This window comes from Prevotella sp. P3-122 (genome assembly GCF_002251365.1).
Lineage (GTDB): Bacteria > Bacteroidota > Bacteroidia > Bacteroidales > Bacteroidaceae > Prevotella.
This window is the reverse complement of the sequence record NZ_NPJH01000076.1, coordinates 22292-47298: the sequence shown is the minus strand read 5'-3', so window position 1 is coordinate 47298 and position 25007 is coordinate 22292. Positions and strand designations below refer to the sequence as shown.

The window sequence follows — 25007 nt, the reverse complement described above, 5'->3', positions numbered from 1 at the left end:
TATGGCAGGAAAAAATCAGGCATACGCAGAGAAATATGCGGAATTTGCGATGGAGCAGATGCGTCTGTACGGCATACCGGCTTCGGTGACACTCGCCCAGGGCATCCTTGAGAGCGCAAGCGGCCAAAGTCGTCTCGCACAGAACGAGAACAACCATTTCGGCATCAAGGCAACGCAGTCTTGGATAGCCAGTGGTGGCAAATACGGTCTCTATACCGATGACAAGCCGAATGAGAAATTCTGCAGCTACGACAGTGTGGGCGATTCCTATGCCCATCACTCCAGATTTCTGAAAGAAAACTCCCGGTACGCATCCTGTTTCAAACTTGATGCGGACGATTACAGGGGATGGGCACAGGGTCTTGACAAAGCCGGATATGCCACGGCCGGGAAATATGCGCCCGCGCTTATATCCATTATCGAGCGTAACGACCTCCAGCGTTATGACCGTATGGTAATGGAAGAGATGAACGCCAAAGGGCTGAAACCGGGGCAAAGAACACCACAGTTGCAGTCCGGCAATAACAACAGTGCGGAACATGATTACTCTTTCCCGTTGAAACGTGAAGAGTTCCTGTTCGTTACATCGCCTTTCGGTATGCGTACCGACCCGACAGACCCTTCCAAAAAGCAGATGCACAAGGGGATGGACATACAATGTAACAATGAGGCTGTACTGGCGACGGAAAAGAACGGCAAGGTAGTAGCGGTGAATGAAAACGCCAACACAGCCGGTGGAAAGTCCGTCACCGTAGAATATACTCGTGAAGGCGGAGCCAAGGTACAGGTCAGCTACCTGCACCTTAATTCATTTTCTGTCAAGGTCGGCGATACAGTAAATGCCGGACAGCAGATAGGCGTTTCCGGAAATACAGGAACACGCACCACGGGTCCGCATCTGCATTTCGGCGTGAAGCAGATAGCGGAGGACGGTACGGCCAGGGACATGGATCCCGCAGCTTATCTTGCGGAGATAGCAGAGAAAGGAAATATCCGTCTCACCGCCATGCACGATGGTCAGAACCTGTTGGCGAAATACAAAAGCCAGAACCCTGACAGTCCGGCAATAGACACCTCGCTTTCCCCGGAAGAATGGATGAAGAAGCTGCTTTCATCCGAGGACAGCGGCATCAGCATGGGCGGAAACGGCCAGGACCCGGTGATGGAGATGGTAATGACGTTATTCACTTCCCTTATGGCATTGGCCGTGCAGATAGATAACAAGACGGAAGAAGAGAAAATGGCATCTGCAACAGCCGCTGCCATCGACAAGCGCATAGACCTTACACCGCTTGTGCAGGGAATGAGAGAATGCACGCTTATGGTCAAGGAGGGCGAAACTCCGCTACTGTCCGTAGATACCGGAACAAACCGTTTCACGGCACAGCTGTCTTCGTCAGACATGAACCGTATGAACCTCGTCCTGTCAGACAGTACCCTGACCGCTGACGAAAAGAAAGAACGTATTTCCGGTATCATCGGTAATATCGCGCTCAACGCCCAGTTGTCGCAGGATTACTGTCAGGGAATATCGCAGCAGTCACAATCAGAGAATATTTCAATCAGATAATCACCATTAAAACAAAACAGTATGATTAAAGTACAAGCAACAATCAACGGCATCATCAGCAAACCGGCAACAATCCGTGTGTCTGGTGACGGTAACAAATTCATTGGTTTCCTTGTTAAACTCTCTGTTCCCGGTTCGCGTAACAATATGCCGGGCAAGGAACTGTCCATATCCGTAAGCAAGGACGGGGAGGAATCAGAGCTGCCTTCCCTTGCAGCAGGAACACGTATAGAAGCGACGGGAACACTGACCTTCCGAAAGACCGGCGACAACCTCTATTTCAATTTCCATGCAGACACGGTGAATCTCAGCCCCGAATCGTCCAAGGATGCCATTGAAGGCACTATGGAGTTCAAGGGTACAGTCGGCAAGGGTGTCGATGAGAAAACCGACAAGAAAGACAGGAAATATGTGTCGTTTTCGGCATATTCCACAGAAAAGTCCGGGGATGCCCTGCAGTTTACATGGGTACGCTTCATCAAGTTCGATTACGTCAAAGAAGCATTCCTCGAAGCCAAAGCGAAGATACATGCCACCGGTAAGCTGACGGTATCGGCATACAATGGACGTATTGACCTTGACTGCCGTCTGGAAGAGGTCAAACCGTGGGAACGCCAGCCATTCCCACAGACAAAGGACAACGAAAACCCACCGTTCTGATATGGCATACAGGAAATACAACGACAACGGTGACGGACGCAGTGCCGAAGACCGTGCTCTCTACAGATTCGCAGACCTGATGGTGGAGAAAATAAAAAATCTCCAATCTGATTGGCATAAACCTTGGTTTACCGAGGGCAGCCTGAAATGGCCCAAGAACCTGAACGGGAGGGAGTATAACGGTATGAACGCCGTGATGCTCATGCTCCTATGTGAGAAGAACAACTACCAGCTTCCTGTGTTCTGTACTTTCAACCGTGTAACCGGCATGAATTACTCCGTAGGGAAGGACGGCAGCCGCAAGCCGCTGGTGGATGGGAACGGAGAGAAACTCCCGGCCGTCACAGTCAACAAGGGAGAGAAGTCATTCCCGATATTCCTCACCAGCTTTACGGTCGTGAACCGCGAGACCAAAGAGAAAATCAAATACGAGGATTACAAGAGACTCTCCGAGGAAGAGAAAAAACAGTATAATGTCTATCCGAAGCTGAACGTATATAATGTGTTCAACGTGGATCAGACCAACCTGAAAGAGGCCCGTCCTGAACTGTATGCTAAGTTGGAAGCACAGAACCAGATCACCAGACCGGCATCCCTTGATAGTGAGAAATTCTCTTTTCCTGCCATGGATGAGATAATCAAACATGGGCTGTGGCTGTGCCCCATTAAACCGACACATCAGGACCAGGCATACTATTCCATATCAAAGGATGAGATAGTTCTGCCGGAGAAATCGCAGTTCATCAACGGGGAGGCGTTCTATGGAACGGCGTTCCACGAAATGACACATTCGACTGGGTCCGAAGACCGTCTCAACAGGCTGAAGCCAACGACATTCGGTTCGGATGATTATGCCCGTGAGGAACTTGTGGCTGAGTTAGGCAGTGCCCTTGTAGCTTCGCGCTACGGCATCGTGAAGAATGTCAAGGATGAATCAGCAGCATACCTCAAGTCATGGCTCGATAGCCTCAAGGAATCCCCCGAGTTCATCAAGACAACCCTGCAAGATGTACGTCGTGCAACTTCCATGATAAGCCACCGCATCGACATTGTTCAAGGACAGATAGACAGCTACCAAGCCACTCCCGGACATACGACCGAATACCCTGATGTCTATGACATCGACAATGACGGCAACACGACAGAGGTCGTTCATATAGAGGATACACCTTTCGACATGATGCGTGAGGACGAGGAAGTGCCGTTCCAAGGGACTCACCGCAGCCGCTGATTAAACACAGTAAAACCTTTCGCAATCCGCCGGGACCTGTCTTAGGCGGGTTGTTTTTTATGCAGTCATGGAAGTGTCAGCGTCCATTCCTCTTGTTGAACTCTTCCCAGTCATATTCGTCCATGTCCGGTTTCCAGAATGAACGCTTACGTTTGCGTCGTGGCTTCTTACGCTCACGGAAGCCCAGGACTCCCGACAGCCACCATCCGACCAATAGTAGAAGTATTATTTCCATATTCTGTTATTTTCAAGTTAGTATTTGCCATATTAAAGATACAAAATAATCTGCACATACACAAGTTTTTAGCGGATTATTTTCCATTTATTTTTATGTATTCGGATGCGAGCTGAATAAAAATCGCCTCGAAATTGTCCGAAACGACATAAATCTTTTGCAGATAGAAAAAGCCTATTACCTTTACACCCGATAGAAGCAACCAAGCCTCTTCGCAATGCTCAAATCGGCATATATTAGGTTATTTCAGGTTGTCCGCATACTTTTTCCCTTACTTTAATTTTCTAAAACCGAACATCAATATAAATCCTATGTCTCTTTCCAAAATGCGATGTACATGTATCGTTTTGACCGTAAACTCAGACTGATTTTATTATTTCCTAACGACTGGGAACAGGATGATTTTTGGAAATAGACGATGTATAACAATCATTGAATAAACAGCTCCGGCCATTGCGGTCGGGGCAGTCTGCATAGTTCAATACCTCATTTAACCTTTGAAATTTTGATGATTTTTCAAGTGTAAAGCCGCCTTTGTTTATTGAAACGACCACAAGACATAGTAGTATCTAAACTCAGTTTTTTGTATAATCAGGCGTTTTAAGCGCAAATATTTGTACCTCGACGTTCCCTTAATAGTCATTTTTTGTATGTCTGTTTATGCAAAAGACAGCCCTAACCTCACGGTCAGGACTGCCTGCAAAAAAAATGAAAAAGTTAGCTCCTTAGTGCTCGTTTCTTATGGCAAGAAAAGTCTTACGATAGTGTTTCTGTTTGCTTTTCCCGGTGTATAATCATCAATACCGCCCCTTGAGATTTTCTTGATATTGTTTTCCAGAACACCTCGTTCTTTTAGGCATCCGGCGATAAAGGCGGCTCTTTGGGAACCGAGATTTGAGTTGATCATTTCCGTTCCGGTGGCTTTGTCAGCCGCTCCTGTAATTTCAATTCTAAGGTTGTATTTCTTAGCGATACGTGCAATCTCGTCGATGTTCACCAGTTGTGATTCCTCCACAAGATTGTCGGTGCCGAGTTCAAAGAAGAAATATATCGGTGCGCCAAGTGCGGCATTGCCGTTAATGGCATCATCCGCATAACTGTTTTTGTTCCCGTCACTACCGACTTCAGCCGTGCTTCCGTTGCCATTCCAAGACGCTATTTTGTCGGATTGGTTATCATTTTCGTTACGGGTGTTTTTACCATCACGGAGGCGTTTTCTAAGTGAGTTAAGCCCGCTGTAGTCGTTCATGGTATAGCCTCCTGCCGAGGTATTACCGTGGTCATCGACACGTTCAAAACATCCGGCATATTTGTCAAGCAGCCCCTCGATTTCAAGAATCTTTCGGAGTTCTGCAATCAGCCTGTCTTTTGCTTCATTCTTTTTGACAAGCCTTTCATTCTCCTTTTCCTGTTCGTATGCCGCAGCTTCCAGTCGCTCATTAAGGATGACATAAGGCCGTGCGTCAATGACCTTTTTCCATCCACGATTCTTTCCGAAAGTCCATGAGACACCCGCAGAAAGCGTCAGTAGATGGTCTCCGATTTCTCGTGTAGAACCAAGACCGTCGGCATCCTTGAACGTGGTCGCATTGCCTATTTCGGCTGTGATATGGAAGCCGTCGGCAATGTGGAAACGCCCCTGGACACCATAATTGAAAGCGAAAGGATTGCGTCCGGCATCACGATTGTCAATCAATCCGACACCGACAAAGGGAATAATATCCCACCGACATTCCTTATTGCCCTTAGCTATCGACGGCATCAGGTTTACAAGGAGGTCGGCATGATAATGATGGTATCGCTGATTCGTCAAAGCCCCGCTTTCCCACTCGAAACCTTGAAATACGAGACGGTTTCCTACCGATGGCGTGTGCCATTTGCCTAATGATATTTGTAAGGCGGGTTTGATGCGTCCGAACAGATCATCGCATCCCAACGGCGAACCGATAAAGGATGATGCGCCTCCCGAGACGCTTATAAACCAGTTGTCTGTCCATGAAGGAATGATTGCACCGGAGAGATACGTCGGCTTTTTGCGGAGCGTAATTTCTTTTTGTCCGGCTTCGATTTCCTTCAACTTCAGCTCCGCATGGCTAACTGCATGGGCATCCGCGTCAAGCAGTGCCACAAAGGTCACAAGCATTGAAAATAAGATTTTCTTCATCGTTTGAATTATTTGAATTAGAGTTATATCATTTACGTTTTACAGATTTTCCGCCTGACGGACGCATCATTTTTGCCGCACGGAAGAGACAACGCCGTGCCCAAAGAAGGTCGTCCTCGTCATCCTTCCGTCCCCATGGCAGGCCGCTTCCGCCTCCGCCGCCACCGTGTCCCTCGGCAAAAGTTGTGGCGCCATCAACATATCCGGCGAACAACAGTCCAGCACATTTTAGAATCTCCTCGCCACGTTCCGCAAGGTCTCCGAGCAGTGTGTTGTCAAATGCCGAACCTGCTTCGCCGAGCGTTGGTAAAATGCTTTTAAGGCTGTCAATGACATCATTCACGAAAGCATCCGCAATGCGAAAACGAACCTGTTGGGCAAGGTCGCCGGATGCCTCTCGGACATCTTTCTTGTAGTCCTCTGCCTGTTGCCGGTATTCGTTGGCTTTCTCTTTTGATTCTTCCTCCAGCTCCCGGTATTCAGATAATTTTCGACTTGCCTCGGTCAGTTTCTGACGCTTATCCGTAAGGGAATCCAGCACTTTCTCATAGTCTTTGCTAAGCCTGTCAATGTTCCTTTGCAACTCGTCTGCATTTCCTTTTCCGGCTTGCAAATCGTTGGAAAGCTGCACCATTTCCTGCTCCAGTTCGGCCTTTCGGTTCTCCAGATTGGATATCATCGTGGTCAGTCCTTTTACCCTTCTTTCGGCATGAGATACTTCAAGTTTCAACTGTTGCAGCAACGATTTGTCCGATTCTATCTGTGTCTCAAGGTCTGCACATTCCCTGCTCAACAGCCGTCTGTATTCATGCGGAGGGATATTTCTTGCCCCAGTCTTTGATATGTCGGAGCCTCGCACCAGTCCCCATTTCTCATTCACTTTTGCAAATTCATCGTGGAGCGACCGCATATAGTCCTTGTAGTCGTACAGGTCTTTCCCTCCGAATATTTTCTTGAAAGCGAAGCGTCCGTCCTTGATCGGAAGCAAGGTGCAATGGCAATGCGGGTTCGTCTCATCGAGATGCACGACAAATCCGGCAATGTTCTCTTCGCCCCATTTGTCGGCGACAAAACGATACACATCCAGTGCCCATTTTTCAATGTCCGGACAGCGTTTTATATGGGAATTGTCGGCATCCTTATTCAGATTTACAGTCTGAGTTCTGAAAGCTAACTCGTGCATCCTTGCACGTGAACCACCGAAAATAAAGTTCACCACCGTACGGAATTTCGGCTCCGGCAATCCCTCGTTAGGGTCTTTGATTCCACGTGCCGACAGTATCTCACGGATGCGGCCAGGAATGGATTTTTTCTTATCGAGAGGGATGATTTTTCCCTTCACAATCTCAAAATTCAGGCCGTCTCGTGTGCGGTCGTAAGCACCATATCCCGATGCCCGGCCCCATTTTTTGTCGTCCCAGTTGCGTTTATGCTCGTCGCTTTGGGCTTCGGTGAAGCCCTTTGCAACCTTGAGATCCATGACTTGTTTTGGTGAATTTGCCATGATTTTTTTAGTCGTTTTTTTTGATTTCCCGAAGGCTTTTTTTGGAGCCATCCGGCTTCATTTTTTTGAATTTTGCGAAGAAAATTCTTCCATAACGTCACAGCTTGCTGCCGCTTTTGGCGGTCTGTCCCGGTTTTCTGCTGAAAATCCGGGGTATTATGCTTCCCAACAGCCGCAAAGCGGCCTTTTTGGGCGTAGCCCGTCCGATAATGAGGCGGCAAGCCGCCGCGTTATCCCGTATGCGGAATCGCATCGGTTCCTGCTTCGGGCGCAGCCCGTTCCTGACAGCCAAAGGCGGTCGGGTTGGTGAGGACACCGTGCCTTATAAAAGGAGAATAATATTCGAGGACCGTAGCGAGCCGTTGCATCGTAGTGTCCGGTAACGACAGCGGGAACTCCGTGTTGTCGCAGCGGTCATCTATCAGTTTGAGTCCGCCGATGGTAAGCAAGGTGAAGAACCTTGCAAAATCGGAATCGCAGTCATCAATGAACAGACAACGCAAGGCATCCGCCACACGGTCGTTTTTTGGAAAGAAACCGGAGGGGTGCAACACAAGGTGATTGACCAACCGGTGCAGCCGTCGTCCGATTTTAATGTCGTGCGGGTCGTCAGCTTCCAGCTTTCCGATATCCTGTTCGGTCTTTGAAATAACAGTATCGAACATGTCTGCCAGCTCCTCGATGGACATCGTGCCGAAGATGAAACGCAGACGGTCACGTTCTTCACGGGACGGAAGCCTTGTGAGAGTCGGAGTGCCGGTCATGCATACGGGAATGGATATGACCGTCGCCTTCCCCTGGCGTTCAACCAAAATGGCTCCGGTCTTGGTCATCTCAAGAAAGAAATTGCGCACGTTGTCGCGTGACCATCCCCAAACGACAGCAAGCTCGCTATATGAAGTCACAAGCTGGCCAACGGAAAGATGAAATTCCTGTCCGTAGGATATAGCTTTGCCCGGCTCTTTGTTCGCACGTTCCAACAAATAGACAAACGCGCTGTAACGTGACAGCCGTCCGCCATCAGCAGGCCTGTCTTCCTGAAGGCTGCGGAGCAGGACCATGTTTAAGGTGAGACTAAAAGTATTTTCTGATTTCATATTTTCTGGTTTATGATTACGCTTCGTCCTGTTCATGCCCGATCTCTTCAAACTCCGCATCCTCTATTTCTTCGTTAAACACATGCTTCCGTTCTCGCTCTGATTCCTGCAACATAGAGTTTCCTGATTCATTCCAACGGAAATATAATTCGGAAAGCTCCAGCAGGTCTTCGTAGCAATCCGGGCGATACGCACATTTCGTCAGAAGGATTAAGTCCCTGAGCAGACGAGACGGATAGAAGACTGTTCCGCAGAGCAGCACACCGATGGAAAAGCCAAGAGGCATGAAGTGCGGAATGAAGAGGCACGTCAAGGAGAGAACCATGCCGACCCACAGGACACGGCGATCCTGAAGGAAGTCGATGAATCTTTCACAGAGATTGTGGGAGAACATCGCAAAGCACAGTACCGATGACGGGATAAGGTCATAATGGTTCTGGAAAATCGTCAGGTGATAGAAGTGGAATGCCAGCAGAAAAAGCAGCAACATTTTGGTGTACACTTTTCTGAAAGCGAAACTCATTGCCATGTTACGGTAGAAGATGAGCATGGCAGGCCGTTTGTTTTTATACAGGAACGGTACGACAAGGAATGTCGGAAACATCAGTGTGTAGAGAATCTTTATTAGCATGGTTGTGTTATTTGGGTTGTCAGTTATAAATCGGAAAGTTCGAGCCGGATGAATCCATAGGATGCACGGTTTATAATCTCTTCAATGTCATCAGGATTTATTGCATCTTTGTTCCACCGCTCCTTGAAACGAGGATCGCGTTTGAGTGAGCGCACCGCCTTTTCAAGATTGTACTCCGGAATGTCCCACACATGACCTTTCCCATACAGCCCGTGTTTACGCAGGGCGACAAGTGTAAGCACACGGCAACGTACTTCCCGAAGTTCACGTCCTACCTGAACCATCATGTTGCGTCCCCTGTCGGCATGAAGCACGGTTATCCAGGTGTGTTTTACACGGATTATCTCGACAATCCTATTGTAAGCGGTCTCTTTCATCCTACAAATGGTTCTGGTTTTATTTCATAAAATCGCGCAGGAGATCTTCCTCCTTGCGGGCAAAGACAACCTTGCTTTTCGCCGTCTGGTCGTTAAGCTCTGCCTGCAGGTCAAGCCCGAAATTTTCAAGCGAATCGTAAAGCGAGGCATACAGCGTATCGCAGATGCCGTTGTCATCACTGATGCCGTTGACTTTATACAGATAGTCGAATGACGGATTGGAATAGGCGCAGCACTGGTGTCCCATGACTGTTGCTTCAGACGGGATGATATGGTAAAGGATAATCAGTTCCATCTGGTCGTCAAACTCGTCAAGCAGGTCGCTTATGTCACAGGGCTTCGGTAACTTGAACTCAAGGATGGCCATGCCGTCGAAGATTTCTGCACCGGCATAGTTCGCGCGTGACATCAGTGATGGCATCTGCATGGAGATGTATGTGATGAATCTCTCAATTTTGTGTTTAAGCATAATTGTATTCGTTTTTCGTGTCAGAGATTTGTGATGGTGGTTTTGATAAGCAGCGAGGGAAGCTCGTCCGTATCAATGGGAAACTGCGGTTTCCCAAGTTTGACCACGCACTTCGGCGTTTCTGTGGCCAATATCTTCAGTGTGCCTATTTGTGCTTCGCTCATAAGCGAGAGGGCTAAGCCGTCAAATGAAATCCATGGCTGTAACAGCATCCACAGATAGGCTGCCGCCTGATCTCCGCCCTTGACTTTGCGGTTGTTGATGTCGTTCACGCATTGCAGGGCATTTTGCAACAGACGTCGGTTATTGCGCATCGTAAGCAGTATGATAACTTCGGAAGTGGTAAATGCCGGATTATCTCCTTGGCACAACTCGACCATCTCTTTCATCAGGGCAGACGAGCCGTCACGGACTTTGGCGAGAGGGATGCCACCGAGTGTCGGCAGATGAACGAGAAAAGAGCGGAAGGCTCTGTCCTCATTCCGAAGGAACAAGAACAGGTCTCGTTTTGTATGAATCCCACGGCGGGTTGCATCATCGAGGATGTCTTCATACCTGTGAATGGTAGAAACATTGTCCATATTGAAAACAGGAACGGAATCCATCGAGGCGTAGAATCTGTGTGCTGACATCATCAACTGGTTTGAGAGCGAGTCAAGTCTCGGTCTGTTGACGGCCAGCGAGAAGTCAAGATAATCCTGAAACGACCGTTTACGGCTGTCAACAAGCGAAGTCAGTTTATCAGTAATGGAATCGCGCAGGGAAAAATATGTCGAATCAGCAACTGCACGGTTCGTATGTACGCTGTCACGGAACATGGCAGCTGTCACCGAATCATCAAGAGCTTTCCATTCCAAGACGGAAGATACAAGCTCAGAGTTTGAAAGTGTCTTCTGTTTGGATACAGAGCGCAGGAAGGCTTCGTAATCTTCCAACGCAGCATTGGCACCAGAAAAACTTTTTGCTTCGGAATCACTGCCGTTGCAGGCGGAAACCAACATTCCCAGCAAGAACACTGGTAACAAGGCGGCAATCTGTCGCGCCATTGTCTTTTTTGACGGATAATCAGTCATATCAATATCTGTTTTTGTCGCACAAGCGATTGTTTGATGCTGCGAAAGTAGAGTATAATTTCGAGATATAAGTTCAATCGTGATTATATTTATATTTAATTGAAATATCATACTCTAAATGCGATTTTTGCAAATGGCTGTAACTTTTGAAGTTGCAAAGGAAAGACATTGAAAGACAATTTGTAAATGAGTGTAATCATACTCGGTTTTTGCTGTGAAAAATCTGTTGTTGACAACAGATAATAATCTGTGAATATGATGAACTTTATATCGTTTAGCAGTTATATTCGATAAATAATCATAAAAATGGCGTCAGAATGGCTTATTTTGGGAAGAGTCTGATAAGTTGTCGGATTATTTAGCTAACTTTGCAGACGAAATCATACTCTTATACACGATGGCAAAAATAGGATATATAATGACGGCTCCCGGTTACGAGGACTTCTCTGCGGACAGCGGATGGATGGAAGACTTCGGCTGTGTAGAGATTGTAAGGGAGGAATTGTTGTCTGCGGACAAGGCGAGGACAATGTGGGACAGCCTTATGGGGCGTGTCCAGTTCGGGGATACTGTTGTCATACCCAAACTGTCGAATGCCTTGCGTGGTGCGAGGCAGCTCGTCTTCTTTCTGGAGTTCTGCCGGGTGAAGAACATCAGACTGGTGTCCATCCGTGATAGGATTGATTCGGGCAACGAGCTTTTTCCCGGAACGCAGACAAGTGACGTGCTTACCGCCATTGCCCTGCTACCACAGGAGGCAAACGCAATCCGTAAGTCCTCACACCATATAAGCAGGATAAAGAAGCATATCGAGAGCATTAGCGACAAAGCGATGGGGCGTGTCGAGCGTAACAAGCGTATTGTCAACATGTATCTCGAAGGGTTCTCCATTGATGAAATTTTCAAGGAGTCTGGATTTAGCAGTCGGAGCAGCGTGTTCCGCATCCTGAACGAAGCCAATGTGCAGCTTGATCGCGGTCGCTGGAAAGGACCACTCGGCCCTCGAAAGAAAAAGGAGGACTGAGAGCATATAAAAAGGAACGTCTTTCTGCCTGCTCTCTAAAAATAGGTGTGAGACTGTTCCAATAGGCTGAAAATATATTATCACTTATGTAATGAAGCTATGTATCAATCAGCTTTGGGAAATCTGCATGCACGTAAAATAATATAGATTCTTACAAACACCACATTATATGAATTATTTATTTCCGGAAACGAAGCAACAAAATAAAAAGACACTTATCGTTATAGGCAATGGATTTGATTTGGCAAGCGGTATTGAATCCAGTTATAGCAATTTTAAAGAATGGTTACAAAAGAACGGTAAGCATCGCCTTATAGGTCTGATGGACACTTTTTTTAGTAATCAGCGGGATGTATGGGGTGATATTGAAACAGCCCTTGGAGAATATGATGAAGATAGTATTCTGGAGTATTGTAAACCTGATGAGAATTTCGACTATGACCATCCGACCCGTTCTATGGCAGCAGTGGAAGATTCCCCAGACTGGATATTCAAACCCATATTAGATGAGTTCCTTGAAGAATTCAGGAGTTGGGTGGATAGTATCAATATAAATGGGGCTAAAAAGATTCGTGATTTACCTATAGAAAGCAAATATCTGACATTCAATTATACGGAAACACTGGAAAGGATATATGCTATACCAGAATCTAATATATTACATATTCACGGGTCACGATTATCCGATAAAGAATATGTTATGGGGCATAATAATTACCGAGATCCTGAAGATGCGTATAATGATGAAAGCCAAATGTTATACCTGCAACAAACCTGGAAAAAAATAATAGCGTGGATGAATGGCTTAATAAAAGACTCGAACGCTATCATTCATCAAAACCAGAACTTCTTTAATAGTTTATCAGATATAGAACAGGTTGCTGTTTATGGACATTCTTTTTACGAAGTTGATTGGCCATACATGGAAGAAATTGTAAAACATATCGGGATTGATAAACCATGGACAATATTCTATCACGTTCCTGCAGACTTGAAGCGAATTGATTCGTTTGTAAAAAAGGTAGGACTAACTAATGTCAGGAAAATCAACAGGTAGTTTTATATTATAAACGGTTACGGCTGTAGCTTGTAAGGGCGGTGAGACATCCTCGGACATCTCACCGCCCTGTATCTGTCATAACCCGTTAACCCGTCACGAGCTTCATCAGTTGGCTGTTACAAAACTTATCGTATTCTTCTTGATTGTCTCCGCGCTCGATATGGCGGTCTATCAGTTCTCCAAATTCGTCAAAGCAGACTTCATCGCTGACAAGTCTCGTCTCGGTATCATTTGTAAGATAGACCTCGTAATAGTCGCTTCCGTTCAGGGCTATTACTACAAACCCCTTGAACAATCTTCCGTTGACTTTAAGTTTCAATGCCGGCATGTCCTTGAACTCTGTGGCATATAAACCACTTATGCCCCATGACATTAGAACAGCAGTCCGGGTCATACCAAATAGTTGTTGCCTTGCCGTTTCAGCAACAGACATCACATAATCTTTTTCCATATAGACGCTCATGTTTAAGTGTTTATGAATAATTTTTATTTCCCCTTACATCAGGATCTTCGTTCCGTCCGGTCGGGATTTGATTTTTACTTGCGTCCATCACTGCGATGACAGGGGAATATGCACAAGGAATCGAGACTTTATTTTGTGGAATACCCGATTTGGCCACAAATCGTGGAAGGCATCCGCAAAATAAAGTCTCGATAGCATGGCGGTACTTGGGCCAAATTCACCTCGCAGTAACTTTGCAAGAGAAAAACAGAGCCGACAGGACGGTTGACATGATATAGCACCATTGTGTATAAGTGGAAGAACCCCAAGTGATTCGTATAAAAGTTTATTACTGGAAGATGAATTGAGAATTAGTATAACAGGAAGTGTCGCCGCACGTTGTTATCTGACGGTATGTTAAGCATACAGGCAGGACGGATTTCTCCACCCTGCCTGTCGTTCATTATGCCGCTGCTTCTTCCGGCTTCGCTTCTTCGGTGGACGCCTCTGCTGTGCCGTCATTTTCTTCCGTTGGCTTTTCCTTAGCCACAATAGCGGCTTTCCTTTCCTCAATGCGTTGGTGTCGCTTCTCATAGATTTGGTTATAGCCGTCCTCAATCGCTGCGAGTTCTTCCGGCATGTGCTTACGTGCGAAGTCAAGCATAAGGTCTGCTGTGGCATTGTTCCTGTATGCGTCCTTGAATTGCGCTATCAGAAAATCTCTGCGGATAACAGCCTTCGTCTTTGCCGTCAAATTGGCGATGATGCTCATCTTATCCTCGTCATTGAGGTATGGGGAGTGTTCTTCGGATATACCTAACAGGGCAAAGTTCTCTCTCCGTAGGCTTGACAGCAAAAAGAAATAAACCATTCTGTCCTCGTCCGCTCCGAACTTGACTTCTGCCACATCTATGTTAAGGATTTGCTTCTTGGTGTCCTCGATAGTCTTTTCGAGGGCGATTTCCTTGTTTCGCTTGTCCTGTTTCTCCAGCTTTTCCACAGGAGAAAGTGGCTGTCCTTGTGTCGTATCGTCTGCGATGTTGTTCTTCTTTACATAGCACAGCGTTATGTTGTTGCTTCCTATTTTCACGTAGAGCGATATTTCGCCATTCTCGCTTTGGCGGTGTATCTCAGCGCATTTTTCCCTATAGTCGTTCTGTTTCTGCTCGTAATCACTGTATGCGGTTTCAAAGGCTTCCTCGTTGTCATAGTCCTCTTTTTCGGGTGCTTCGGGCTGTCGTGGATAAACCGTACCGTATGACATGGCACTCTCCACCTCATGCCCCATAGCCATAAGACGCTCCACAACGGTAAGGTTGTAGTCATAGTCAGAATGTCCGAGCGTTGCAGTGGGGTTTTCTGCCAATACCTGCAGGGCTTTCTCCACAAGGTACGATGCGTTCATTTCGGCAAGACAGGTACGGTTTGCACATTTTCCACAACCCTCACAGAAAAGCGACATATTGTTTGTGTTGTGGGGGCATGACAGGCACAGGGTCTTGTCAAAAGAATAACGGTCAAGGTCTGCGGTGTACTGCCGTTCAATGTTCCTTGCGATTTCAGAGGCTTTCTGTCCTCGCCAACTGCTATATGTCACATCTTCTTTCAGGTGCTGTTCGTACACCTCACGCTGTATGTCCTCACCATAACGGCAAATTTCGCTTGCCATGCTGACCGTGATTTCGTCCGTTTCCAACAAGGCGGCGATTTCGGGAATAAGCGATGCGAATTTCAGTCTTGTACGGATATAAGCCTCACTCTTGCCGAACTGCACGGCAAGGGAAGAAAGGTCGTGCCGTCCGCTTTCCATGAGCCGTTGGTAGGCATTGGCTTCTTCCATGGGTGTCACATCTTTGCGTTGGAGGTTCTCGGTAATGGCGATTTCCTCGGCTTCTTCATCGGAAAGGTCGTTGATTATGGCAGGGATTTCTTGCATGCCGACAATCGTTGCAGCACGGTATCTTCGCTCACCGAACACAAGTTCATAGCCGTTGCTGTCTGCTGTGGGGCGCACGGTGACAGGCTGTAGTATTCCTTGCTGACGAATACTGTCTGCGAGTTCGTTCAAACTCGTCTCGTCAAAGTGCTTGCGTGGGTTGAAACTGTTAGGACGGATTGCGGAGATTGCAACCATTGTGATGTCCTTTACTGCTGTCTGATTAAATGTTGCTTCCATTTCCTTGTAATTTTATGGGTTATTATTGAATGTTTATTTTTCCCTTTCTTCAGTCCCTTTTTCCCGGAACCGCTTTGGGGTTTTACAGATGCAACACACGGCTGTCTTATCAGCTTCATACGACGGCTTTTCTTGCCAAATACTCTCCACTGGAGGAAGATTTTGCAAGAAATGCACTTCAAGCCGCCGGATCAAGCGGGCCGGCCGAACTTCGCATCTGATAAAACCAAACCGGTGACGAAGGGAAAGAACCAGGGCAAGACCAGAGAATGCGAATGATATAAGTGAGATAACACCGAGAGGTTGTAAACAAGGTAAATGCGATAAAACAGGTTAAGACGGCCTGGATGACCGGCCAGGATATAAGAGGGCAGCCTTGCGCTTTCCGTGAAGAGGTTTTTTCCCTCTCCACGGACGGATTATCCCATTGTATATCATCTCGACAAATGGTCATACAAGTTAAGGACAGGAATGTTCATGACTCCAGCCTTGTTGCAGGTATAGTATGTGCCACCACGACGTCGCCCGTCATAGTAGGCAACAATCCGGCTCGCATGTTTGAGCATGAAGTCATTACGCACAAGCAAACAGCCTTTATAATACACCTCGCTCAGCAATATGTGAAAATCCGCCTGTTGTAAAATGGCATGGTAGCGTTGGCGGTCATTCCAATTCCACATCTCGCACTGGTCGCGGAATGGTATAACGGCTGTAAGCGTGATGTCGTTGAAATCCGCTTTTGCCTGCAGCACACATTCTGCCGCCATAAGGTCGAAGCCCAATGCCATGCCGCACATATAATTGGTGATACCTTCTCCGTGCCAATCTCTGATAAGCTCCGTCAAGGCAGCCTTTACGTTTGCCGTTCCTCCATTGGGAAGTGAGCGGTGTCCCGTAAAGGCCGCGGAACACCGCCTGTCAATGGCAGTTGGATTTATGTTATTTCCCATAGCGGTAATGTGTGCGTCCAAGGAAGATGCCGCCCAATACGTTTGCCCCGAACACTTCAAGTTGGTTGGCGAACAATGCGTAACTCATGCCGGTGGTGATGATGTCATCCATGACCACGACATCCTTTCCATAGAAATAATCATCATCAAACTCTATCACTTGTGCCGTGCGGACAGCCTTGTCGTGGCGGTGCTCATGCACTGCAAGCCTGTCACACGATATTCTCACGTGTGGAAAGCCGTTGCGGATGCCTGTCATTTCGTTGACCCTCTCACAGAACTTTCGGTAGCGGTTTTCGTTCTGCTCCTGCGTGCTTGCAGGAACACAGACAAATACGATGTCTTTGGCTCTGCCTCCATACTCCTTGCTGATGTGGTCGGCTGTCATCCGTGCCACTTTCTCACATGCTCCGTCTTCCGCATCCTTAAACGCCCAGACCAATTTGCGTGCTTCCACAGCGTCCTCGCCCACGTTCTTTATGCGCACGGGGAAGTATTTAAGGAAGAACGTAGTCTTTTTCTCCAGCTGTCTCTTGACTTTCTCATCAATTACCTTTGCCATAATACGATATGTTTAATTTTTATCATTTCCCTTTTTTCGGAAGCTGTCCGGCTTGCCGCGAGGGATTTTTCTGCCGGCAAAGGGGCATGGCGGCAATAAGGCAAATCAAGGATGAGAAATACACTCCATACAAATGGAGGAAGATTTCCCATAAGGCTTGCCGTCCGGGATTTGCCGTTTGACAAGGCCTGCCGCTACCTTTGCAGAAATAATCCGTAGAGGTAAGGCGGTATGTATGAAATCATGGCAGAGAACTATAACAGGCAGGTACGACGGATAAAACCGGGAGATAAAACAGGTATGGACTGTTACGCATTAAAAAGGGGTTGCGCTTCAGCGTTATAAAAAAGCATGCTCCCTTTGCCTCGGTGGGGAAGGCAAAGGGAAAAAGGTCAAAGTTGGTAATTGCGGATAAGCAGGGCGATATTATCTCCTTCGGCGATAACACCCTTTATGTCGAAATGCCGTTGGAGCTTCTCAAGGTCGCAGAGCCACAGCATACCGCCGCCGATGTTGCACCGTACCGTGTCAAACTCGGTGCGGTCAACCAAAGAGTCACACTCCATTATCTCATCGACAATATCCTTTATCTCAATCAGCGTGAGGTTTTTCCTGACGTTTTCGGAATTGTCGGGCAACAGCATATTGGCGATGATGATATCGTCATTGTTTCTGCGGAGCGATAAGACAGGTACTTTCTCCACTACCTTGTCGCCGTCGAAGTCAAAGACAGATATGTGGGCGGCTTCAGACTGACCGCTTAAGATTCTTCGTGTCGCCTCGTTCTCCATAGCGTGTATGCTTCCGCTGTCTATCATTTCGCCGTCAACAAACAGCCCGAATGTCGCAAAATTCTTTACTTTCATATATCCATGTTTTAAGTTATATACAGGGGCGGTCATTTACCAATCCCATTCTGTTATCTCCAGTTCGTCACCGTCTTTCATTTCGTCTATCGGGTCGCAGATGAAAGTGCCGAAAAAGTTTACAACCACGCACCCCCTTTTCAGCGATGCGGGTTCTGAGCCATCATCGTCACAGTGGCGTATCTGATACCACTGCTTCCCTGTGGGCAGGGTATCGACTGTTATTCTGAGGTCGATAAACTCGCCCTCTACTGAAATACCGTTCTCAAGCACCAGCGACATGGATGTCTTGTGTTCCTTGTTGTAATCGAATGTCATAATACTTTTTGTTTGATGGTTATCACTTGTTGAACCGTTTTACAGGCGGCTTGTCCCAATCTGTTTCGTCATACTCATAGGTCGTATCCTCGTCCTCATACTCGTATTCATCGTATGATATGCGAATAGTCCGGGGAGTATAAAAATGTCTGAAAGCATAGATGATGCTTTCCGTTAGAGCCTTTCCTACTGTGCTGACAAAATGCAGTTCAAGCGTCCAATAGTCGAAACTAAAATCTGCGAGTTCACCACCATATCTGTCATCTGTTTTGTACAGTGTCACAGAAACATAGCCTCTTGTACCGCTTTGCAGTTCCACAAGATGCCCGTAATAGGTAAAACTGTCATTATTTGATTGACCGGACTTGGTTATCCGGTCAATCAGTCTGTAGATGTAGTTGTATTTTGGCTTTTTCATAGCAGTGTCATTTCTTCGACTGTCACCGTATAGCCGTAACCGTCCTCTGTTCTCCATTCCTTGCACCGTGGCAGGTCTATCAGGGTGCTACCGTGTTGCACGTTGAAGTTTTCTTGGCAATCTGCGATTTCATCTTCAAACGCTTTCATCGCATCGTCAAGTGAACGATATGGGGCGTGTCCGTCAGAAATGCTGTCCTGCATTTCAATGAGGGTTGTAAGTAGATAGAGTGTCTGTTCCATATCCATAAGATTTTATACGAACGGAATGTGCCGTCCATGTTTGTTTAAGTATTCAAGCATCTCCTTGGCTTCAAGATGTGACGCCATGTTGCGGTCATCGTGTCCTGTCTTATCGTCAGCGATAACCTTAATGCACTCCTTTATGAGCCGCCAAAGCGACTGCTGTAACGTGCGGTGCATTGTCGGGATAACTGCTGCAAACAGTTTGGGGCTGAAGCTGAAGGAGTTTAGAGCCATTTCCACCTGTTTTGCAAGTTCCTGTTCCTTGTTGGGCCTGTTGTCCATAACTGATATTTTTTAAGTTTACTTTTCCCTTTCTTCCGGTGTGTTCCGGACTTAGAGGAATTTTTTACTGCAAACACGAAGCTAACGGCAGGCATAAAGGCAAGGCTGACACGAAAATACGCTCCGCAGGAGGAAGATTTTCGGAAGTCACCGACAGGTATGGCCTTGACGGTTGCCGGACGGACTTAACTTCGCGGTAAAACAATCATCTGAGGCCGGCCAACCGAACGAACACAAAAAAGACAATATAGAAGAGGTGTTTCAGAACATAGCGTGTTCTGATTTCATATAACTGGATTTTGGGGAGTGCGAGAATACGATGTGAGGCAAAATCTTACAGCCCAAACGCAGAAAGCCATTAAATTATAAGAGATTGCCGCAAAAAATGAGTAACTTTGCACCCGGATAGAGGCAACTCTTGTCCGAAACATACGAAAAGATAAGAAGCGTTATGCTCATCAGGTATTTGGAAACGTAGGAAATTTTCAAATTGCATACTAAGATGGCATGGTGGTTCTCACGCTATAGCGTGGGCTGCTATTACTACATCTGTATGCAAGGTTTCCTACGACCTCCAAATTAGAAGTGGTATTGCGGTCCGCGCTTTTGCATTTAATAATCAGCCTTATTGGACTATGGGGCGCACATGTGAATAGTAGTGAAAAAGATTGAAGCAAACAAACAACTGATAGCTGCGTGCGGGCTGTATTGTGGCGCATGTCGTAAGTATCTTACGGAACAATGCCCCGGTTGCCACCTTAATGAGAAAACTTCATGGTGCAAAATCAGGACATGTGCCAAAGGCTGCGGTTTTCACACCTGTGCTGAGTGCGATAGGGATGTTACAGATTGCAGGATTTTCTCCAATCCCATAGGGAATGTTTTAGGTCTCTTGTTCGGGTCAGACCGTCCTGCATGTATCAACTATATCCGTGAACGTGGTGAACAGGCATTTGCCGATGAAATGACCTTACGCAAATGTCATGCAATAAAAAAGCAGTAAAGTAAAATATATGGAAAATATATTCAATTCCAATACTGGAAAGACTAATAATCGTTTAGATATGAAAGATAAAATTATTCACTTTTTAGAGAATCACCTTATTGGCAAGAAATTGGCTACTGATGAGGTTGTCTATACACTTGGAGATGGGAATTTGGAAGGTATATACAGCGACCAAATGGTGTTTTCCAATCTGGAAAGAACAGTAAATGGCTTTAAGTTTAATCTCACTACCATAACCCATGAACAGATTTTTAATTTAGATGAGAACGGTGTGAGAACTACCATCGCTAAAGACTATACAGGTACAAGTGTGTTTTGTTATGAATTGGCAATGAGGAAAAGTACAAATCAATTAACAGGGTATATGCATTGTGTTTCCACGACAGTTCAAAACCAAACGATGGATGCAGTTGTATGTGGTATATTTGATGTCGTCTTTGATGGAAAGGAACTCTGTTGGCAGGAAAACCAATTACTGTATAGGGATAATCCTATTGATGAGGATAAATATAAGCCTGTAGCTTTTGATTCCAGAATCCGTGTTTATCTTAATGAAGGAAAAGTTGTATATGAGTATCTTCCTACACTTTGGGATGTCAATCCGAAAACATTGGAAAAAAGATTATCAAAAGACGATTATCCTCCATATATATCAAAAGAAGTATAGACAACATAAAGAACTCTTTTTTCTATAAAGATAATTCCATTTAGATCAATGTTTTTGATGTCAAAATTCAACAGGTTGCTTATTGTTGCACTTGTAATATGGTGCGCATGCTCACTATATTCCGCAAATACCGACTGCGACAAGAATACGGAACGTATTGAAGCCGATTCATTTCTTGCCAATATGCCGGACAAACTTCAGGAATGCCAGACAGAAGCGATCCGCAAGGCGATTGCCGGCGATGACGACTTGCTTTTTAACGTAAGAAATGCAAGAAACCTGGCAGCTGAATTACCCATTGGAGTGACCCGCACTGACATAGGCAACAACCTGACATTCTTCCGTAGCGATCGCTATGATAACGACACGATACCACTACTTGTCTATTTCCACGGTGGCGGTTGGGTGATTGGCAGTGTAAACAGTTGTTCCCGATATTGCGCAGCAATGGCTGAGAAGGGCATTGCTGTGCTTGCCGTAGATTACAGGCTTGCGCCTGAGCATCCTTTTCCCGAAGGTTTGAAAGATTGCATTGATGCCATAAAATTTGCTCAAAGCAAGATGACGGAGTGGAAATGTGACAGCATCTCTGTTGGTGGAGACAGTTCCGGCGGAAATCTTGCCATAGCCGTGGCACTGAGTTTCCCCGAGAATACTTTCAACAGTCTGATTACCTTCTATCCTGTCACAAAAGCTTATGCAGACGACTCTGAATCATGGAAACAATTCGGGAAAGGGTTCGGACTTGACAGTGAACTAATGAACGCTTTCAACGATGCTTATACCTCAGAACCACACCATCCGTTGGTATCTCCTGCAGAAGCGGCTGATTCGGCTCTTGCCAAACTGCCACCAACATTGCTTGTGGCGGCTGAACGAGACATACTCCGGTGTCAAGGGGCAGGCTTCGCAGACAGGCTGACGCAACTTGGGGTGGAGCTGAAATATGTTCTGATTCCCGGATCAGTCCATCTGTTTATAACGGTTGCCGGACAGCCGACGGCATTCTGCCGTTCCGTGAAAGAATCTGTTGAGTTCATCTCCAGACATTCAGATCAGACTGCAAAATAAAGGAAAACAGTATTCACATACAAAACACGTATGTCATGAGGATTATCCAACCGAAACAAGAGTTACGCCCGTATGTGCGTTATTACTGGATGCTGGAGGACGATGAGCCGTTCAGTGTCCTGACATTTCCCATTGGTTGTCTTCAGATTATATTCCACCGCAAATCACCACTATATGTTCCCGAACTAAATAGTCTCCAGAACAGGTTTACTATAAGTGGGCAAGTGAATTTCCCGTCACATATTCAATCGGATGGAAATTTGGACATGATTGTGGCTGTGTTTTATCCGCATACCATAGGGATGTTCATAGACACACCGCCATCTGCCTTTTACAACCGGGAGATTTCAGGATATGATATTGATAACCGACAGCTCAGCGAGATTGCCACAAAGATATTCGATTGCCAAAGTAGTGACGAATCCCTTGGCATCCTTGAACGGTGGCTGCTGGGTAAAGTAAAACCGACATTGAATATTCAAAGAATAGGCAATTCGATAAGGGAACTATTGAACACCTCGGCCATTCCAATCAATATCCTTGCCGACAACGCTTGTCTGAGCAAGAAACAATACGAACGTGTGTTTCGTGAACAGGTGGGCATGAATCCGAAGGAATATGCCCGGATTGTCAGATTTCAAAAATCGCTCAGGATGTTGCAATGCGGTTCACGGGATTATGCCTATATAGCTTACCATTGCGGTTTTACCGACCAGTCGCATTTTATCCGGGACTTCAAGGTTATGAGTGGCTACACACCCAAATCACTATTGAACCATTGTGAGCCATATTCCGATTTGTTCACCCATCCGGTGTGAATGTCTCTTTTCTTCTATCCCATGCAAAAATGTCTGCGTAACTTTGCATCAAAAAAATGATGCAAGAAGTCAATCCTGTGGAGACAACCCGCGCATACGCATTTGAAATGTGGATGAATGTCCCAATGCCTATGGTTACATTGTTTCGTACCATAAATGTCAGTAAATTGCGAAAAATCAGTAAACGAAGCGGCTTGAAATTCAATATGCTGCTTTGCTGGTGTATCGGCAAAGCGGCAAGCCAGGTAAGAGAGTTCTTTATGCTTCCTGTGGGCGACAGACTTGTCCGCTATGATTCGATAGCGGTCAATACCATTGTTGCCAACAAGACCGGAGAAGTAAGTTCATGCGACATTCCATATTCTCCGGATGTGGCTAAATTCAATGCCAATTATCTCCGTCTGACGCAACGAGTGGCGGAGACTTGCGAGAATCATGATATAACCGACAGCATGGTGATCGGCACATCCGCATTGGCCCAATATGCAATCGACGGAGCCGTGGGGATGTATAGTGGTATCTTCAATAATCCGTTTATGATATGGGGGCGATACCGTAAGAGTTGGTTCAAAACAAAGTTGACTTTATCTTTCCAATTCCACCACACTCAAATGGACGGTGCCCATGCCGCAAAATTCCTCGATATACTGCAGACCGAGATAAATAAGGTGGCTATTGACTAAAGGCAAGTCCTTACCATGAAATCTGTTGGATAAAAATAGGAATCGGCCACCTGGACGACTTGAAAGACATAGGCACGGGTGGGTATATGATGTCTGCCAGGCAAACTGAAGAATGACTCTTGCCGTTTGTGTCAGCATACGGCATGTGTCATGTTTGCCGATAAGATTTCCTGCAAAAAAGAAAGAAGCGTGATGCCGGTCATCCGGTCCTCGCTCCTGATGTTTTGCTGGAAATTTACAGACATTCCGCTATTATAGGGCGGGAAGCCTATGTCACAAAAGGGAATATTCCGTATAACAGGTCGGATGGCAAACGGAGATATAAAGGGAAAGGACGGCATGCCGTTCCACCATGAAGGATTTTTACAACCCCTCATGGAGAAATCAGCGTGTCATCGGTCACACCGCTTTTTGAAAAGCCCTTCTGAAACGTCCTGTTTTCCACCCATAAATCTCCGCCACATACGGATAAAGCGAGCGTGTTTTTTTGCGGAAGCCGGCTTCGTCTATTTCACGGTTGTAAATCATTTCACCTATACGTTCCGCCTCGTCAATGTCTTTCGCCACACGGTAAAGTACATAATGGGTGCCGTCATGATGTGAGAGGCTGCCACGGATGTTGAAACCGTCGCCATACCATTCGTTATCATCTTCCGACACGTTTAATATGCCGTTGATGTTATGTCCGAGTATCTTGTACCCTTGCCGTCTGCCGTCCCATAAACCGAGGTCGGCAAATGCTATGACAACACCTTCTATCTGTTTGTCAAGGTTCATGCGCTCGTCCGACAGATTATCATTGACAACCTCTGCCCATTCCGTATCGCTGACTTTGTAATCGTCATCATCGAGTAGGTAACGCTGTGAGTTCTCGTATTCCTTTCTCGCCTTATCATCTAAAAGATAGTCACTTGTCCATATTATCTGTTTCATGTCCGTATGAAATTATATTGTTGCTTGATTGTATATTGACGGCTCGCTTGTCACATTATAGACATACTGCCCACACCTTACAAGAAGCGCATCATTTCCGTAATAGAGTTTCTTCATGCCCTTTATTGAGCCTGTGCAGTGGCAGTTTGGGAAGCGGCTGATGCCACATCTTCTGCCTTGTTCTGCTGTCATTCTTTTTGTTCGCATCGCTGAATTTTGTTTTAATTTTTATTTCCCTATCTTGGAATCTTCCTTCCGAAGCCTTCCGCAAGAGGTTTATCTGCGCATAACAATGGCATCGTCAAGGGGCGAAAGGCAAGGTTTTCAAGATGATTTTTCACCCATGCTGCAAAATCTCGCTGAAACAAAGCCTGACCTTGCACATCGCTCCCGGATGCCGAACTTCGCGCCGTAAACCACGGTCGGACGGCTTTCAAGGAAAGATACTCTAAAAAGATTAGTATAACAGGTGCTT

General features: G+C 46.3%; 28 protein-coding genes and 1 pseudogene. 10 read left to right on the top strand and 19 right to left on the bottom strand.

Annotated elements, in window-relative coordinates; all coding sequences use genetic code 11:
* Position 1: 1 nt before the first annotated feature.
* The 3 genes and pseudogenes from CIL02_RS16910 to CIL02_RS11535 all read left to right on the top strand — a co-directional run.
* Complete coding sequence (locus CIL02_RS16910) at positions 2–1570, top strand: glucosaminidase domain-containing protein (protein ID WP_094401854.1); 1569 nt, start codon at positions 2–4, stop codon at positions 1568–1570.
* A gap of 21 nt (positions 1571–1591) precedes the next feature.
* Entirely contained in the window at positions 1592–2230 is a 639-nt protein-coding gene (locus CIL02_RS11540; RefSeq protein WP_094401852.1) for a hypothetical protein, read from the top strand.
* A gap of 1 nt (position 2231) precedes the next feature.
* Positions 2232–3302: pseudogene (locus tag CIL02_RS11535) on the top strand (ArdC family protein); the annotation flags it as partial.
* A 235-nt stretch (positions 3303–3537) separates the two neighbouring features.
* On the opposite strand, the gene CIL02_RS16395 reads toward CIL02_RS11535, so the two are convergent.
* From CIL02_RS16395 to CIL02_RS11500, 8 genes are all read right to left on the bottom strand, one after another.
* Positions 3538–3696, bottom strand: coding sequence for a hypothetical protein (locus CIL02_RS16395; protein WP_160246872.1), 159 nt, complete (start codon positions 3694–3696; stop codon positions 3538–3540).
* A gap of 739 nt (positions 3697–4435) precedes the next feature.
* Positions 4436–5860, bottom strand: coding sequence for an OmpA family protein (locus tag CIL02_RS11530; RefSeq protein ID WP_094401848.1), 1425 nt, complete (start codon positions 5858–5860; stop codon positions 4436–4438).
* 28 nt (positions 5861–5888) lie between these two features.
* On the bottom strand, positions 5889–7364 hold the full coding sequence (mobV, locus tag CIL02_RS11525) for a MobV family relaxase (RefSeq protein WP_094401846.1): 1476 nt from the start codon (positions 7362–7364) through the stop codon (positions 5889–5891).
* Between the two features lie 230 nt (positions 7365–7594).
* Entirely contained in the window at positions 7595–8425 is an 831-nt protein-coding gene (locus tag CIL02_RS11520; RefSeq protein WP_094401845.1) for a hypothetical protein, read from the bottom strand.
* A gap of 52 nt (positions 8426–8477) precedes the next feature.
* Complete coding sequence (locus CIL02_RS11515; protein ID WP_094401843.1) at positions 8478–9092, bottom strand: hypothetical protein; 615 nt, start codon at positions 9090–9092, stop codon at positions 8478–8480.
* 23 nt (positions 9093–9115) lie between these two features.
* Complete coding sequence (locus CIL02_RS11510) at positions 9116–9469, bottom strand: hypothetical protein (protein ID WP_094401842.1); 354 nt, start codon at positions 9467–9469, stop codon at positions 9116–9118.
* Positions 9470–9488: 19 nt separating this feature from the next.
* A complete protein-coding gene (locus CIL02_RS11505; protein ID WP_094401840.1) occupies positions 9489–9938 on the bottom strand; it encodes a hypothetical protein in 450 nt (149 codons plus the stop codon).
* Positions 9939–9958: 20 nt separating this feature from the next.
* Complete coding sequence (locus tag CIL02_RS11500; RefSeq protein ID WP_141210224.1) at positions 9959–10873, bottom strand: hypothetical protein; 915 nt, start codon at positions 10871–10873, stop codon at positions 9959–9961.
* A gap of 535 nt (positions 10874–11408) precedes the next feature.
* Here CIL02_RS11500 and CIL02_RS11495 point away from each other — a divergent pair.
* Both CIL02_RS11495 and CIL02_RS11490 read left to right on the top strand, forming a co-directional pair.
* Positions 11409–12035 carry a recombinase family protein gene (locus tag CIL02_RS11495; protein WP_094401837.1) on the top strand — a complete coding sequence of 209 codons (627 nt, stop codon included), beginning with the start codon at positions 11409–11411 and terminating at the stop codon, positions 12033–12035.
* 169 nt (positions 12036–12204) lie between these two features.
* Positions 12205–13092 (top strand): bacteriophage abortive infection AbiH family protein, encoded by an 888-nt coding sequence (locus CIL02_RS11490; RefSeq protein ID WP_094401835.1) that lies wholly within the window; start codon positions 12205–12207, stop codon positions 13090–13092.
* Positions 13093–13180: 88 nt separating this feature from the next.
* On the opposite strand, the gene CIL02_RS11485 is transcribed toward CIL02_RS11490, so the two are convergent.
* The 4 genes from CIL02_RS11485 to CIL02_RS11465 all read right to left on the bottom strand — a co-directional run bounded on the left by CIL02_RS11485 (position 13181) and on the right by CIL02_RS11465 (position 17225).
* The gene (locus CIL02_RS11485; RefSeq protein WP_094401921.1) at positions 13181–13546 is read right to left on the bottom strand and encodes a hypothetical protein; all 366 of its coding nucleotides are present in this window, start codon (positions 13544–13546) and stop codon (positions 13181–13183) included.
* Between the two features lie 454 nt (positions 13547–14000).
* On the bottom strand, positions 14001–15713 hold the full coding sequence (locus tag CIL02_RS11480; protein ID WP_094401834.1) for a ParB/RepB/Spo0J family partition protein: 1713 nt from the start codon (positions 15711–15713) through the stop codon (positions 14001–14003).
* Between the two features lie 434 nt (positions 15714–16147).
* Positions 16148–16663: an SLOG family protein gene (locus CIL02_RS11470; RefSeq protein ID WP_094401832.1), complete on the bottom strand. Its 516-nt coding sequence runs from the start codon at positions 16661–16663 to the stop codon at positions 16148–16150.
* Positions 16653–17225, bottom strand: coding sequence for a phosphoribosyltransferase (locus CIL02_RS11465; protein WP_094401830.1), 573 nt, complete (start codon positions 17223–17225; stop codon positions 16653–16655). Before CIL02_RS11465 ends, CIL02_RS11470 begins: the two co-directional genes overlap by 11 nt.
* 8 nt (positions 17226–17233) lie before the next feature.
* On the opposite strand from CIL02_RS11465, the gene CIL02_RS16390 reads away from it, so the two are divergent.
* Positions 17234–17407 (top strand): hypothetical protein, encoded by a 174-nt coding sequence (locus tag CIL02_RS16390; protein WP_170935084.1) that lies wholly within the window; start codon positions 17234–17236, stop codon positions 17405–17407.
* A 210-nt stretch (positions 17408–17617) separates the two neighbouring features.
* Here CIL02_RS16390 and CIL02_RS11460 read toward each other — a convergent pair whose 3' ends face one another.
* Genes CIL02_RS11460 through CIL02_RS11440 form a run of 5 tightly spaced genes read right to left on the bottom strand, consistent with a single transcriptional unit; the run spans position 17618 to position 19354 of the window.
* Complete coding sequence (locus CIL02_RS11460) at positions 17618–18091, bottom strand: hypothetical protein (protein ID WP_141210223.1); 474 nt, start codon at positions 18089–18091, stop codon at positions 17618–17620.
* Positions 18092–18127: 36 nt separating this feature from the next.
* Positions 18128–18409: an LPD28 domain-containing protein gene (locus CIL02_RS11455; protein WP_094401827.1), complete on the bottom strand. Its 282-nt coding sequence runs from the start codon at positions 18407–18409 to the stop codon at positions 18128–18130.
* Positions 18410–18431: 22 nt separating this feature from the next.
* Positions 18432–18827 carry a hypothetical protein gene (locus CIL02_RS11450; RefSeq protein ID WP_206073495.1) on the bottom strand — a complete coding sequence of 132 codons (396 nt, stop codon included), beginning with the start codon at positions 18825–18827 and terminating at the stop codon, positions 18432–18434.
* On the bottom strand, positions 18824–19069 hold the full coding sequence (locus tag CIL02_RS11445; protein ID WP_094401919.1) for a hypothetical protein: 246 nt from the start codon (positions 19067–19069) through the stop codon (positions 18824–18826). Before CIL02_RS11445 ends, CIL02_RS11450 begins: the two co-directional genes overlap by 4 nt.
* Positions 19070–19081: 12 nt before the next feature.
* Positions 19082–19354, bottom strand: coding sequence for a hypothetical protein (locus tag CIL02_RS11440; protein WP_094401825.1), 273 nt, complete (start codon positions 19352–19354; stop codon positions 19082–19084).
* 1013 nt (positions 19355–20367) lie between these two features.
* Here CIL02_RS11440 and CIL02_RS11430 point away from each other — a divergent pair.
* The 4 genes from CIL02_RS11430 to CIL02_RS11415 are packed head-to-tail and all read left to right on the top strand — an operon-like array spanning position 20368 to position 23599.
* Positions 20368–21027 carry a hypothetical protein gene (locus CIL02_RS11430; RefSeq protein ID WP_240513666.1) on the top strand — a complete coding sequence of 220 codons (660 nt, stop codon included), beginning with the start codon at positions 20368–20370 and terminating at the stop codon, positions 21025–21027.
* Positions 21028–21084: 57 nt separating this feature from the next.
* Positions 21085–22098 carry an alpha/beta hydrolase gene (locus CIL02_RS11425; protein WP_094401822.1) on the top strand — a complete coding sequence of 338 codons (1014 nt, stop codon included), beginning with the start codon at positions 21085–21087 and terminating at the stop codon, positions 22096–22098.
* Positions 22099–22133: 35 nt separating this feature from the next.
* A complete protein-coding gene (locus tag CIL02_RS11420; protein ID WP_094401820.1) occupies positions 22134–22916 on the top strand; it encodes a helix-turn-helix transcriptional regulator in 783 nt (260 codons plus the stop codon).
* A 59-nt stretch (positions 22917–22975) separates the two neighbouring features.
* Positions 22976–23599: a CatA-like O-acetyltransferase, family 2 gene (locus CIL02_RS11415; RefSeq protein WP_094401915.1), complete on the top strand. Its 624-nt coding sequence runs from the start codon at positions 22976–22978 to the stop codon at positions 23597–23599.
* Positions 23600–23998: 399 nt separating this feature from the next.
* Here CIL02_RS11415 and CIL02_RS11410 read toward each other — a convergent pair whose 3' ends face one another.
* Positions 23999–24532 (bottom strand): hypothetical protein, encoded by a 534-nt coding sequence (locus CIL02_RS11410; RefSeq protein WP_094401819.1) that lies wholly within the window; start codon positions 24530–24532, stop codon positions 23999–24001.
* Between the two features lie 12 nt (positions 24533–24544).
* Positions 24545–24739, bottom strand: coding sequence for a hypothetical protein (locus CIL02_RS11405; protein ID WP_094401817.1), 195 nt, complete (start codon positions 24737–24739; stop codon positions 24545–24547).
* Positions 24740–25007: the final 268 nt, after the last annotated feature.